The sequence below is a fragment of the Pelomonas sp. BJYL3 genome (genome assembly GCF_027257975.1).
GTDB lineage: Bacteria > Pseudomonadota > Gammaproteobacteria > Burkholderiales > Burkholderiaceae_C > Roseateles_B > Roseateles_B flavus.
In genome coordinates this window covers 199,690-213,551 of the sequence record NZ_JANZKX010000007.1, presented here as the reverse complement: position 1 = coordinate 213,551, position 13,862 = coordinate 199,690, and the positions used below count along the sequence as shown (strand labels likewise).

Genomic DNA, 13,862 nt, shown 5'->3' with positions numbered 1-13,862 from the left:
GGGCGCGAAGACGCCCAGCGCAAGATCAGCAGCGCACGTTGAACGCAGGAGACCCGTTCATGTTTGCAAGCGCAGTACCTCATGGCGAGACGGCCATGGCATCCCCTTCCCGCGGCACGGCCCGCGCCTCTTCCCTGTTGCGGGCGACCCTGGCGGCCATGCCGCTGATCCTGGCGGCCAGCCAGGCGCAGGCCGTCAATTGCACGGGCATCAATGTGTGGAACAGCGCCACGGCCTATACCTCGGGCCAGCAGGTGCAGGAATCCGGCAAGGCCTACAGCGCCAACTGGTGGACGCAGGGCCAGTCGCCCGCGGCCAACTCGGGCGCCTGGGCCGTCTGGAAGCTGCTGGGCACGTGTGACGGCGGCGGTGGCGGTGATCCGGGCAACAAGCCGCCCGTGGCCGCCTTCACCAGCAGCGTGGACCGCCTGACCCTGTCCCTGGACGCCAGCGGCTCCACGGACCCAGACGGGCAGATCAGCAGCTACCTATGGACCTTCGGTGATGGCAGCAGCGCCAGCGGCGCCAAGGTCACGCACGCCTATGCGGCCTCGGGCACCTATGCCGTCGGCCTCACGGTGACTGACAACAAGGGCGCGACGAACGCCAAGTCGCAGTCCTTCACCCTGGCCGTGGTGGTCAAGGACCCGAGCACGGGCAAGTACATCCTGAAGCAGTCGGACGTGCTGGCCACGGAGGCGAAGCTGACGGACACCGCCCTCTTCCGCGCCGTCAAGGCCTCGATCGCCACGCGGGCCAACAGCGTGGTCACGGCCGTGGCCCCGGGCCTGGCCAGCAACCCGGAGAACGTCAAGCGCGTCGAGAAGATCCTGCCGGTCAGCCAGTGGGAGTACCTCTTCTCGCAGCGCGACAAGTCCTATACCTACACGGGCCTGCTGCAGGCCATCGCCAAGTTCTCGGGCGTCTGCATGACGTACACGGACGGTCGCGACTCCGACGCCATCTGCCGCAAGACCCTGGCCACCATGTTCGCCCACTTCACGCAGGAGACGGGCGCGCACGACCCCAACAGCCCGACGCCGCAATGGCGCCAGGCCCTGTACTTCGTGCGGGAGTCGGGCTGCAGCGAATCGAGCTACGGCTGCCCCTACAACAACGAGTGCAACCCCACGACCTGGCAGGGCCAGACCTGGCCCTGCGGCAAGGACGCCCAGGGGCGCTTCAAGCAGTACTTCGGCCGCGGCGCCAAGCAGCTCTCGTACAACTACAACTACGGCCCCTTCTCCGACGCCATGTTCGGTGACGTGAAGGTCCTGCTCAACAACCCCGAGCAGGTGGCCGACACCTGGCTGAACCTGGCCTCGGCCGTGTTCTTCTACGTCTACCCGGCCTCGCCCAAGCCCAGCATGCTGCATGTGGTGGATGGCACCTGGAAGCCCAATGCGGTCGACACGGCCGCCGGCATCAAGCCGGGCTTCGGTGCCACGACCAACATCATCAACGGCGGCATCGAGTGCGGCCAGGGCTACGAGAAGCCGCAATCCGTCAACCGCATCGCCTACTACCGTGAGCATGCGGCGGCCCTGGGCGTACCCGTCCCCTCCACCGAGGAGCTGGGCTGCGCCAACCAGAAGTCCTTTGCCGTCGGCGGTGCCGGCGCCCTGGACATCTACTGGGACCAGGACTGGTCCTATCACGCGGAAATGCCCGAGGGCAAGGCCTTCGCCTGCAAGCTGGTGGGCTACCAGACCGCGTACTTCTCCCTGAAGGCCGGGGACTACCAGCGCTGCGTCGAGAAGTACTTCGACGTCATCGTGAAGCCCTGAGCACCCAAGAAAAAAAGTCCCCGGGATCCTCTCTCCCTGACCCCTCCTCACTGACTGCCGGACCCGGGCCCCGCGCCCGCGGTCCTGGCCTCGTGCACCCTTTTCACGAACCCTCAAGGAATCGCCATGCATCAACGCACGGTACTGGCGCTGCTGATCGGCAGCAGCGTCCTCCCCTCCTTCGCCTACAACTGCACCGGCGTGCAGACCTGGAGCTCCGGCGCCGTCTACACGGGCGGCTCCGTGGTCCAGCAGAACAGCCAGGCCTACCAGGCCAAGTGGTGGACCCAGAACGAGAGCCCCGCGCTCAAGTCCGGCCAGTGGGATGTCTGGAAGCAGCTGGGGCCCTGCGACGGCACGGTCAACCAGCCGCCCGTGGCCAGCTTCACCAGCAGCGCCAGCGGCCTGGTGCTCAGCGTCAACGGCAGCGGCTCGACCGACCCCGACGGCAGCATCGCCAGCTATGCCTGGACCTTCGGGGACGGCAGCAGCGCCACCGGCGCCACCGCCTCGCGCACCTATGCCGCGGCCGGCACCTACACCGTCACCCTCACCGTGACCGACAACAAGGGCGCGACCAGCAGCAAGAGTCAGTCCGTCACCGTCACCAGCGGCACCGTCAACCTGCCGCCCGTGGCCAGCTTCACCAGCAGCGCCAGCGGCCTGACCGTCAGCGTCAACGGCAGCGGCTCGACCGACCCCGACGGCAGCATCGCCAGCTACGCCTGGACCTTCGGTGACGGCAGCAGCGCCACCGGCGCCACCGCCAGCCGCAGCTATGCCGCGGCCGGCACCTACAACGTCACCCTCACCGTGACCGACAACAAGGGCGCCACCAACAGCAAGAGCCAGTCGGTGACCGTCACCAGCGGCACGGTCAACAAGCCGCCCGTCGTGTCCCTCAGCGCGCCGACCGACGGTAGCAGCGCCACGGACGGCGCGACGGTGACCGTCTCCGCGACCGCCTCCGACCCGGACGGCAGCGTGGCCAAGGTGGCCTTCTACGACAACGGCGTGCTGATCGCCGAGGACACGACCGCCCCCTTCAGCATCAGCTGGACGGCCCGCGCCGGCGTGCATGACATCACCGCCCGCGCCACCGACGACAAGGGTGCCACCGGCGACAGCGGCAGCGCCCGCGTCACCGTCAGCGGCGGCGCCACCGGCGACGAGAAGTGCCGCCCGGAAGGCCTCTACACCACTCCCGGCACCACGCCCGCCTACTGCAAGGTCTATGACGACCAGGGCCGCGAGATGATGGGCGCCGACAAGCCGCGCCGCATCATCGGCTACTTCACCAGCTGGCGCACCGGCAAGGACGGCACGCCCGCCTACCTGGCCAGCAACATCCCCTGGGGCCAGCTGACCCACATCAACTACGCCTTCGCCCATGTGGACGGCAGCAACAAGGTCTCGGTGGGCAACCCGGCCGACCCGAACAACGCCGCCACCGGCATGACCTGGCCCGGTGTGGCCGGCGCCGAGATGGACAGCACCCTTTCCTACAAGGGCCACTTCAACCTGCTGAGCAAGTTCAAGAAGCAGTACCCCAAGGTCAAGACCCTCGTCTCCGTGGGCGGCTGGGCCGAGACCGGCGGCTACTTCGATGACACGGGCAAGCGCGTGGCCAGCGGTGGCTTCTACACCATGACCACCAATGCCGACGGCAGCGCCAACACCGCCGGCATCAACACCTTCGCCGACTCCGCCGTGGCCTTCCTGCGCCAGTACGGCTTCGATGGCGTGGACATCGACTACGAATACGCCACCAGCATGAAGGACGCCGGCAACCCGGACGACTTCACCATCAGCAACGCCCGCCGGGCCACGCTGATGAAGAACTTCGTGACGCTGATGCAGACCCTGCGCGCCAAGCTCGACGCCGCCGGCCAGCAGGACGCCCGCCACTACATGCTCACCGTCGCCGCGCCCGCCTCGGGCTATCTGCTGCGCGGCATGGAGACGTACCAGGTCACCAAGTACCTGGACTACGTCAACATCATGAGCTATGACCTGCACGGCGCCTGGAACCAGTTCGTGGGGCCCAACGCCGCGCTCTATGACGATGGCAAGGACTCCGAGCTGGTGGCCTGGAGCTACTACACGGCCTCGCAGTACGGCCGCATCGGCTACCTGAACACCGACTGGGCCTACCACTACTTCCGCGGCGCGATGCCGGCAGGCCGCATCAACATCGGCGTGCCCTACTACACCCGCGGCTGGAAGGACGTGACGGGCGGTACCAACGGCCTCTGGGGCACGGCAGCCCAGACCGACCAGACCAAGTGCCCTCCCGGCACGGGCGGCGGCACGGTGCAGAAGTGCGGCGCGGGCGCCATCGGCCTGGACAACATCTGGCATGACCTGGACGTCTCCAGCAAGGAAGTGCCGGCCGGCTCCAACCCCCTGTGGCACACCATGAACCTGGCCGCCGGCAAGAGCGGCAGCTACATCGGCGCCTATGGCCTGAACCCGGCCACCAACCCGCAGGACCAGTTCGTCGGCACCTACACCCGCTACTACGACGGCACCCTGGTTTCGCCGTGGCTGTGGAACGCCACCAAGAAGGTCTTCCTGTCCATCGAGGACGAGCAGTCCCTGGGCGTCAAGGCCCAGTACGTGGCGGACCGCGGCATCGGCGGCGTGATGTTCTGGGAGCTGGCCGGCGACTACGCCTATGACAACGCCAAGGCGGAGTACGGCATGGGCAGCACGCTCACGAACCTGCTCTACAACAAGTTCAGGACCGCCGCGCCCTACGGCAACCGCCTGACCAGCGCGACCATGCCCACCGAGGCCATCGACGTGCAGTTCAGCATCGGCGGCTTTGCCCTGGGTGATGCCAACTACCCCATCAACCCCACGCTCACCATCACCAACAAGAGCAGCCAGACCCTGCCCGGCGGCACGGACTTCAGCTTCGACATCCCGACGGCCATCCCGGCCTCGCTGACCGACCAGAGCGGCTTCGGCCTCAAGGTGGTCACCGACGGCTCCAATGCCGCGGGCAACAACATCGGCGGCCTGAAGAACGACTTCCACCGCGCGGCCTTCAAGCTGCCCAGCTGGCAGACCCTGGCCCCCGGCGCCAGCGTGGCCATCAAGCTGAACTACTACCTGCCCATGCCCACGCCCAGCAACTGGATCGTGAGCTTCGGCGGCAAGAGCTACGCCCTGCAGCAGGAAGCGCGGCGCGGCACGAGCAACGTCTCTCTCAATGCCCTCAAGGCCGCCGTCAGCCGCGGTCGGGCCCAGCAGCCCTGACCGGGGCATCCCAGGGATCCTGAAGAAGCAGTCCGGGCCCGCCGCCCCTCCTCCGGCGGCGGGCCTTTCCCCTCGACCTCTCTCTCTTCAACGCTCATGAAACACTCGCTCAAACTCATCGCCCTGGCCGCCGGCCTTGCCGCCGGCAGCGCCCAGGCCTACAACTGCACCGGCGTGCAGACCTGGAGCTCCGGCGCCGTCTACACCGGCGGCTCCGTGGTCCAGCAGAACAGCCAGGCCTACCAGGCCAAGTGGTGGACCCAGAACGAAAGCCCCGCGCTCAAGTCCGGCCAGTGGGACGTCTGGAAGCAGCTCGGCGCCTGTGACGGCGGCAACACCGACACCACGGCACCCACCGTGCCCGCCAGCCTGGCCGCCAGCGGCATCACCGCCAGCAGCATCACCCTGAGCTGGGCGGCCTCGACCGACGCCGGCAGCGGCGTGGCGGGCTATGACGTCTACCGCAACGGCACCCTGGTGGGCTCGCCCACCGGCACCAGCTATGTGGACAGCGGCCTGGCTGCCAACACCAGCTACAGCTACACCGTCCGCGCCCGTGACAAGGCCGGCAATGCCTCCGCCCAGAGCGCCGCGCTGAGCGCCAAGACCAGCGCCAACGGCAGCTGCACCACCACGCCCGCCACGCCCACCGGCCTGAGCGCGCCCTCCAAGTCCAGCACCGGCGTGAACCTGGCCTGGAACGCCGTGCCCGCCGGCCCCAACTGCACGGTGCAATACCGCGTGCTGCAGGGCTCGGCCCAGGCGGCGCAAGGCCCGGCCACCACCGCCAGCGTCAATGGCCTGACGCCGGACACCGACTACAGCTTCAGCGTGCAGGCCGTCAGCGAAGCCGGCGCCTCGCCCGCCTCGCCCGCCCTGACCGTGCACACCGACAAGGCCACCGTCGGCGGCAAGAACGTGCTGGGCTACTTCGCCCAGTGGGGCATCTACGACCGCAAGTACTTCGTCAAGAACATCGAGACCAGCGGCTCCGCCCCCCTGCTCACGCACATCAACTACGCCTTCGGCAACGTGCGCAACAACAAGTGCGAGGTCGGCGTCACCGTCCCTGTGAACGAGCAGACCGGCGTGGGTGGCGATGCCTTCGCGGACTACACGAAGTCCTTTGACGCCGCGAGCAGCATCGACGGCAAGGCCGACGCCTGGGACGCGCCGCTGCGCGGCAACTGGGGCCAGCTCAAGAAGCTCAAGGCCAAGTACCCGAAGCTGAAGGTGCTGATCTCGCTGGGCGGCTGGACCTACTCGCGCGGCTTCTCAGAAGCTGCCAAGCCCGAGAACCGCGCCGCCTTCGTCAAGAGCTGCGTGGACGCCTACATCAAGGGCGACCTGCCCTCGGTGGAATACGCCGGTGGTCCCGGTGCTGCGGCCGGTCTGTTTGACGGCATCGACATCGACTGGGAGTACCCGGCCGCCTGCGGCCTGGCCTGTGGCAAGCCCGAGGACACGGCGAACTTCACCGGCTTGCTGGCCGAGTTCCGCAAGCAGCTCGACGCCATCCGCCCGGGCCTGCTGCTGTCCATCGCAGCGCCTGCCGGTGTGGACAAGATCCGCGTGATCGAGCCGGACAAGTTCCACCCCTACGTGGACTTCATCAACGTCATGACGTACGACTTCCACGGCGGCTGGGAAGACACCACCGGCTTCCATTCGCCCCTCTATGCCAACAGCAGCGATCCAGCCACGGGTGACGTGAAGTCCTACAACACCGACGCCGCCCTGCAGGCCTTCCTGAACAAGGGCGTGCCGGCCAGCAAGCTGCAGATCGGCATCGGCTTCTACGGCCGCGGCTGGACGGGTGTGGCCAACGTCAACAACGGCCTCTACCAGAAGGGCACTGCTGCCCCGGGCAAGTACGAGAAGGGCATCGAGGACTACAAGATCCTCAAGACCTTGGGCTACCCGAGCTTCGTGGACCCGCAGAGCCGCGCGCAGTGGATCTACAACGGCACGACCTTCTGGAGCTTCGACACCCCGGCCCAGATCACCGAGAAGATGAGCTACGCCAAGAACAAGGGCCTGGGCGGCGCCTTCTTCTGGGAGTTCAACGGGGATGACAGCCAGGCGACGTTGCTGAAGGCGATCAGCAACGGCTTGAAGTAAGGTGTGAACCCCTCGCCCAGGCTTGCCTCGCTGAACGCGGGCGAGCCTGGGCGGTCCCCCGAGGGGACGTCAAAGCGGGCGGCGTTGAGCCGCCCGCTTTGCCATGGAGGCCGGCTTGGGGCGGCCCGGCGCTCGGCCTGTGGGCTGTGAGCCCCTCGCCCAGGCTTGCCTCGCTGAACGCGGGCAAGTCTGGTCGGTCCCCCGAGGGGACGTCAAAGCGGGCGGCATTGAGCCGCCCGCTTTGCCATGGGGGCCGGCTTGGGGCGGCCCGGCGCTCGGCCTGTGGGCTGTGAACCCCTCGCCCAGGCTTGCCCCGCTGAACGCGGGCAAGTCTGGTCGGTCCCCCGAGGGGACGTCAAAGCGGGCGGCGTTGAGCCGCCCGCTTTGCCATGGGGGCCGGCTTGGGGCGGCCCGGCGCTCGGCCCTGTTGGGGCTGCGCCCCTGGCCCCGCCCTCGGCGGCATTGCTTGCGGCGTTGGGCCGCAAGCAATGCCAGGTGTGGCAGCGTTTTGCGCCTCTCTTTGCTCGTGCTTCTCAGCTTCAGTGTCGTGAAGGGTGCGTGGGATCGAGAGCCAGGCATTTGAGGACTTCCTCGGCCAGCGCCAGGCAGCTGGTCAGGCCGGGGGATTCGATGCCCAGCAGATGCACGAGGCCCGCCCGGCCATGTCGGGTGGGCCCATCCATTTGGAAGTCCGGGGCCGACGTGCCGGGGCGGTGCAGCTTGGGGCGCACGCCGCTGTAGGCCGGCTGCAGCGCGCCCTCGGGCAGGGCGGGCCAGTAGCGGCGGATGTCGGCCTCGAAGGCCTGCATGCGGGAGGGCTCGACCGCGTAGTCCAGGGATTCGGGTGTCGTGCCCTCGGGCAGCCACTGCACATCAGGCCCGAAGCGGGCCTGGCCGGCGAGGTCCAGGGTCAGGTGCACGCCCAGGCCGCCGTCCTCGGGCATGGGGTAGACCAGGCGGGTGAACGGGGCCCGCCCCTGCAGGCTGAAATAGCTGCCTTTGCAGAATGCCGTCGTGAGGCCCGGCGGCAGGCCCGTGCTGGCCTCGGCCAGCACCGTGGCCCACAGGCCGGCCGCATTGACCAACACGCGGCAGCCCAGCTCCGAGACCTCGCCGTCCGCCGATTGCACCCGCAGCACGTGCAGCCCCTCGGGGCGGCTGTGCCAGCCCAGCACGCGGCTGCAAGGCAAGACCTGGCCCCCACCCGCCTCCAGATCGGCCTCCAGGGCCTGCATCAGCGCATGGCTGTCCACGATGCCGGTGGAGGGCGAGAGCAGGGCCGCGTCCGCACGCAGGGCCGGCTCCAGGGCCTGGGCCTCGGGGCCGCCGAGCCATTGCAGATCATCGACGCCATTGGCCCGGGCCTGCGCCGCCAGTGACTCCAGCGCGGCGCGCTGGGCCGGTGACGTGGCCACCAGCAGCTTGCCGCAGCGCCGGTGCGGAACCTGGCGGGCCTCGCAGAAGTCGTAAAGCAGCTGGCGGCCACGCACGCAGCAGAGCGCCTTCAGCGACCCTGTCGGGTAGTAGAGGCCGGCGTGGATCACCTCGGAATTGCGGGCGCTGATGCCCTGCCCAAGGGCCCTGTCCTGCTCCAGGACCAGGGTTTCCAGGCCGCGCCGGGCCAGGGCCCGCGCCACGGCCAGACCCACCACGCCGGCGCCGATCACCAGGGCTTGCACAGTCTCCATCCAGCCATTCTGCCCCGCTCCGAAGCGCTGACTATTTCACGCAGAGCCGCAAATGCTGGCGCGGCCGGGTGTTTTTCCGCTCCTGCGGCTCTTGTCGCCTGCATGACACTCCCGCCAGAAGTTGAGACCCGTCTGATCCCGACGGGTTCCAGCTTCAGCCAGCCGGACCATCAGAGGTCCTCCAGGCCGCCCCCGAGGGCGCCCCGATGACGTGGCCCTGCGAGCCGCGCAGCCCGGGGCGATGGAAGGCCCGGACCGCAGAGCGGACACCAGTCCCGCCCCTGGCGCCAGGGAGACCGTCGGACCGCGCCCATGCCCGCATGGGCCCGGTCCTCATGAGGGTGCCCTGTTGCCGGAGCGAGGAATCAGATGAATGACAAGAACATGAGCGAGGAATCCCGCCGCGTGCTGATCGTCGACGACAGCCGCGCCATCCAGGCCATCATCCGCCGCGTGCTGCAGCACGGAGAGATGGGGCCCCTGCAGATCCAGACCGCCAGCGACGGCGCCGAGGCGCTGCAGCGCATGCAGGAGTTCAAGCCGGACCTCGTGGTCTCGGACTGGCACATGCCGGGCGTCTCGGGCATCGAGATGCTGCAGACGCTGCGCCAGATCGGCCAGGGTCATGTGCCCGTGGGCTTCGTGACCACAGAGACCAATGCCCAGTGCCTCAGCCAGGCCCGCAGCAACGGCGCTGCCTTCGTGGTGCACAAGCCTTTCGACGACGCCACGCTGCGCCGCGTGGTGCACGACTCCCTCTACGGCCAGTCCGCCCTGCGCGAGCAGGCCCAGCAGCGCAAGACGGCCGAGGTGACCGAGCCCGCGACGGTGCTGCCCGGCGCCCTGCAGTCCCTGGGCCTGGCCCAGCAGCAGCTGCACGCCCTGCTCTGCACCCGCAGCTTCGACCTGCTGAAGTCCGACGCCCGCCATGACTTCGAGCAGTACCCGCTGCTGGTGGGCCTCTACGGCTGCACCGGCCGCAAGACGGCCTACGCCGTCGGCCTGCTGGACGCCAGCGCCGTCGCCATGATTGGCGGCATGGCCCTGGCCCTGGGCAAGCAGGAGATCCTGAAGGCCATCCAGACCCGCCAGCCCGGTCCCCGCATGGTGGAGGAAGCCAGCCGCTATCTGCGCAGCATGGCCGCCGTGCTGCACAAGCCCGGCGCCGGCAGCGAGGCCCAGCTGGGCAGCACCCGGCTGACCCCGCAGCCCTTCGACAAGCTGCAGCAGGTGCTGCAGCAACCCAGCGCCCGCACCGACCTGAGCCTCACCCTGCCCCTGCTGGGCAAGGAGGCAGGGACGGGGCGCTTGTGCTTTCTGCTGGTCTGATCAGCCTGGAGCGGCGCCCGCCTACTGCTGACGCTCGATGATGTCCCGCACGGCGCGCACCCGCTCGCAGTCACTCAGCGCCAGGAAGCTGTCCAGGCTGAACGCGGCGGCCACGGCGTCGACGATGGGATAGAGCTCCTCGTCCTGGTGCTTCTTGAAGTCCTGCGGGTTGCTGAAGAGATGACGGGCATTCTTGCTGCTGAGGCGGGCCAGGAACTTGGTCGTCAGGTAGAAGGGTGACTTCATCTTCAGCAGGCTGGTCTGCAAGGCCGTGTCCGCGCGGACCATGGAGCCCTCGTCCCGGCAATCTCGCACGCGCCGCTTCACCTCACCCAGCGTCGTGCGGCGCCACCAGGGGCGGCGCAGGGCCAGCTGCTCGGCGATGCGGTCCAGCTCCTCCTCCGGCAGCTCCGGGTCCTCGAAGCCCAGCGTGCGGGCGCCGATGAGGTAGAGGCCGTGCTCATCCGGGCCGTACTCGACGATGTGCGGATCCTCCGGATGCAGAACCTCCAGCATCAGCGTCATCGGGCGCTGCGCGAAGAACCGCGCCAGCAGGCCGCGCTGGCGGGGCTGGAGCAGCGCCACGATGTGCCGGATGTACTCGTTTTCAGGGTCCAGACTGCCCTGGGTGTGCACCAGCAGCTCGCCACGCTTCAGGGGGTGCGGGCTGATGATGCCCAGGAAGCCGTTGAGCTTGAGCGCCTCCACCACGGGCAGCGTGTCCGGCAGGTCCCTGCCGACCTCGCGCTCGCCGTAGTTGAAGACCTTGTCGAAGGGGTTGGACACCACCGTGCCCGCCACGTCCAGCACGATGCCCCGGGCCTTGATGAGGTAGGGCGACGCGTCCCAGGCGCCCGTCCAGAACACCTCCTTGGCGTATTTGTAGCCCCTGAAGAGCTTGGAGGGGTCCAGGCTGCGGCGCACCAGCTTGCGCGTGGTGAGGGCCTCCAGGGCCTTGGCCAGGCCGAACCGGCGCTCGGCATATGCCTCCTGGTCGTGGCTGCAGGCACGCACATGCAGGGCCTGTCGCACCGCCGCCTGGACGCCGACGCCCGCCTCGCGTGCCGCCAGGAAATCGTCGAAGCGCAGCAGGCGCAACTCCCCCTTCTGGTAGCCCTGGGCCTCGATGGACACGATGCAGTCCTGCTCACTCGTTGGCGGCACATGGCCCCGGATGACCAGATAGTCATTGAGGCCGGCGCGGTGTCCGGCGGCATAGATCGCGTCGGAATCGACATCCGGCCGGAAGCCCGACTGGCCGTGCACGAGGTCCTCGCGCAGGCTCAGAAAGGGGTCGAAGCGGTGGACGTCACCGTGCACGAAGGCCACCCGGGCCGGCTCATGGGTGACGTAAGGGGGCAGGCGCCGCATGAACGCCACCAGCTGCTGACGCTGGGCCTCGGGCAGCTTCAGCAGCTGCATGCCGGTTTCCGCGTTGGCCCAGGAGCCCCAGCGCTCGATGCCCTCGCGCTGCGCCTGCTCCACGAACTTCAGCAGCTTGGCCTCGTGGTTGCCCTGCAGACACTGGGCGGTGCCCGCCTCGCAGCTGCGCATCACCAGCTCCAGCAGGGGCAGCGAATCGGGCCCCCGGTCCACCAGATCTCCCAGGAACAGCAGGCGCCGCTGAGCCTCCGGATGCCGCAGGACGCCATCCCGCACCTGCCAGCCGCAGCCTTCGAGCAGGACGAGCAGATCGTCCAGCAAGCCATGCACATCACTGACGACATCCAGGCACGCGGTGGGCACCTGCCGCGGCTGGAACCGCAGCGTCTCGCCGCCCGAGAGGAGGCGGTGAGGATAGCCGGAGCCCCGCTCGAACCCCTCGCTCCCCGCCCCACCACGGGCCTGCATCATCTCGCGGATGCGAGGCTCCGGCACCCAGTCCTCGCGGGCCTGCATGCGCCGCAGGCATTCCTCGAACGGCGTGTCCACGATCAGCACACAGGCCTCGGCACCGTTCGCATGGGCGTGGTCGATCCAGGGCTTGCGGTCGGCGTCGGTGAGGTTGGTGGCATCGACCACGGTGCTCAGCCCATGCCGCATGCGCTCGGCCACGATGGACTGGGCCATGTGGTAGACCACGTCGTTGGCTTCCTGCCGGACCTGCGTCTGGCGCCGGCCCGCGTTGAGCACGGTCAGCGTGCCCAGCACCTGGCGCCGCAGTTCGTCCATCGACACCCAGGCACCTTCGGGCAGGCCCTGCGCCCGCTCGCGCAGGCGCGTCTTGCCCGCACCCGGCAGGCCGGACAGGACCAGCAGGGTGCCAGCGTCGAAGGTGAGCGTGGGAGAAAGAGTCGTCATGGCAGGCACAGGCATCAGCGGCTGACGACTGTAGTCGAGATGAGACCTGGGCCAGCCCTGGACCCAAGCCAGAAGGCGCTCACGGCCGCCGCATCCGGGCTGAAGTCCTGCGAGGCCATGCGCTGCGCCACCTCGCCGGGCGCGAGGCACTCAAAGGCGCTGACCTCGCCGTCCTGGTTTCGCGGCACGAAGCCGGCAGGCAGGGCCAGCTCGAAGACGTGCAGCCACTCCTCGTGCCAGCCCTCGGATTCGACACGCGCGGTGCGCAGCCGGCCCATCAGTCGCAGCGGCCCGCACAGCGCGGGAGGCACGCCGGCCTCCTCCCAGAGCTCACGGCGGGCACAGTCCATGAGGTCCTCGCCTGCCGGGAGGCCGCCCGCGGCGAGGTTGTCGAGGCGCCCGGGATCGGTGGCCTTGTGCAGCGCGCGCCGGCCGCACCAGAGCGCGCCGGATGCATCCACGCCATTGACATGCACCGCCTGACTCGTGAGACCGAAGAAGCGGTAGGCGGCACGCTCCAGCTCGAAGAAGACAGGTCCGCCGGGGGGCCCTTCGCCGTCGTCGCGTCCAGGCAGGTGACAGCGATAGCGCTCCCCGCGCCAGCCCCGCACCCAGCCAGCCTCGCGCAGGCGCGACGCCAGCTCGGCAAGCCAGCGGCTGCGGGCCTCGGCATCGTGGGTGTCACTGCACACGCTCCAGGAGCGGGCTTCAGCAAGCGCCACGCCCAGGCCCCATCCCGCCAGCAGCCGCTGATGCGCCGGCGCCAGCCAGCCCAGTGCCTGGCCGTCGAGCACCCAGCGCCACCAGTCGGCGGGCGGGCGCAGGGGGTCTGTGGTCGAAGCGGGGATTGAATCCAAGGCGGCGTTCCTCGTCTGCGCGTTCATTGCAGGGTCGGAGCATGCCAAAAAACAAAACCCCGCAAGCCAGGTGACTTGCGGGGTGATCTTGGTGGGCGGTGCAGGGTTCGAACCTGCGACCCCTGCCGTGTGAAGGCAGTGCTCTACCGCTGAGCTAACCGCCCGGTACGCATGCGACTGCGGCGACGTGTGACAGATCTTCCAGAGCGCTCCGATGCGATCGCCGGAGCTGTTGCTGCCGTCGCCAACCGCCTGAAGCTGCTGGCCCGACCGCTTGTTCTGGTGGGCGGTGCAGGGTTCGAACCTGCGACCCCTGCCGTGTGAAGGCAGTGCTCTACCGCTGAGCTAACCGCCCGATCAATCTGTCCGCTGGCGTCGCTGCCAGCCAAACCCTGTTGTTGCCTTTGCTGCCTTTTCTGGCACCACCGCATCAACAAAGTTCGTTAACCGGGAAGCCCACGATTATGCCACGAGTTTTTGGGCTTGAACAGAATTTTGCCGAAAAACTTCTGCCG

7 protein-coding genes and 2 tRNA genes are annotated in these 13,862 nt (G+C 68.6%); 4 read left to right on the top strand and 5 right to left on the bottom strand.

Features of this window, described 5'->3' with window-relative positions; genetic code table 11:
* Nucleotides 1–95 precede the first annotated feature (95 nt).
* The 3 genes from O9Y01_RS20310 (at nt 96) to O9Y01_RS20300 (ending at nt 7,172) form a co-directional block, all read left to right on the top strand.
* Nucleotides 96–1,787 (top strand): glycoside hydrolase family 19 protein, encoded by a 1,692-nt coding sequence (locus tag O9Y01_RS20310; RefSeq protein WP_269633450.1) that lies wholly within the window; start codon nt 96–98, stop codon nt 1,785–1,787.
* 126 nt (nt 1,788–1,913) lie between these two features.
* Nucleotides 1,914–5,051 (top strand): chitinase C-terminal domain-containing protein, encoded by a 3,138-nt coding sequence (locus O9Y01_RS20305; protein WP_269633449.1) that lies wholly within the window; start codon nt 1,914–1,916, stop codon nt 5,049–5,051.
* Nucleotides 5,052–5,147: 96 nt separating this feature from the next.
* Entirely contained in the window at nt 5,148–7,172 is a 2,025-nt protein-coding gene (locus O9Y01_RS20300; RefSeq protein WP_269633448.1) for a glycosyl hydrolase family 18 protein, read from the top strand.
* Between the two features lie 539 nt (nt 7,173–7,711).
* On the opposite strand, the gene O9Y01_RS20295 is transcribed toward O9Y01_RS20300, so the two are convergent.
* Nucleotides 7,712–8,860 (bottom strand): NAD(P)/FAD-dependent oxidoreductase, encoded by a 1,149-nt coding sequence (locus O9Y01_RS20295; protein ID WP_269633446.1) that lies wholly within the window; start codon nt 8,858–8,860, stop codon nt 7,712–7,714.
* Between the two features lie 369 nt (nt 8,861–9,229).
* On the opposite strand from O9Y01_RS20295, the gene O9Y01_RS20290 reads away from it, so the two are divergent.
* Nucleotides 9,230–10,189, top strand: coding sequence for a response regulator (locus tag O9Y01_RS20290; RefSeq protein WP_269633445.1), 960 nt, complete (start codon nt 9,230–9,232; stop codon nt 10,187–10,189).
* Nucleotides 10,190–10,210: 21 nt separating this feature from the next.
* Here O9Y01_RS20290 and O9Y01_RS20285 read toward each other — a convergent pair whose 3' ends face one another.
* The 4 genes from O9Y01_RS20285 to O9Y01_RS20270 all read right to left on the bottom strand — a co-directional run bounded on the left by O9Y01_RS20285 (nt 10,211) and on the right by O9Y01_RS20270 (nt 13,702).
* Nucleotides 10,211–12,490: an AAA family ATPase gene (locus O9Y01_RS20285; protein ID WP_269633444.1), complete on the bottom strand. Its 2,280-nt coding sequence runs from the start codon at nt 12,488–12,490 to the stop codon at nt 10,211–10,213.
* A gap of 14 nt (nt 12,491–12,504) precedes the next feature.
* On the bottom strand, nt 12,505–13,347 hold the full coding sequence (locus tag O9Y01_RS20280; RefSeq protein ID WP_269633443.1) for an NUDIX hydrolase: 843 nt from the start codon (nt 13,345–13,347) through the stop codon (nt 12,505–12,507).
* Between the two features lie 89 nt (nt 13,348–13,436).
* Nucleotides 13,437–13,511: transfer RNA gene (locus O9Y01_RS20275), tRNA-Val, on the bottom strand.
* Between the two features lie 116 nt (nt 13,512–13,627).
* Nucleotides 13,628–13,702: transfer RNA gene (locus tag O9Y01_RS20270), tRNA-Val, on the bottom strand.
* Nucleotides 13,703–13,862: the final 160 nt, after the last annotated feature.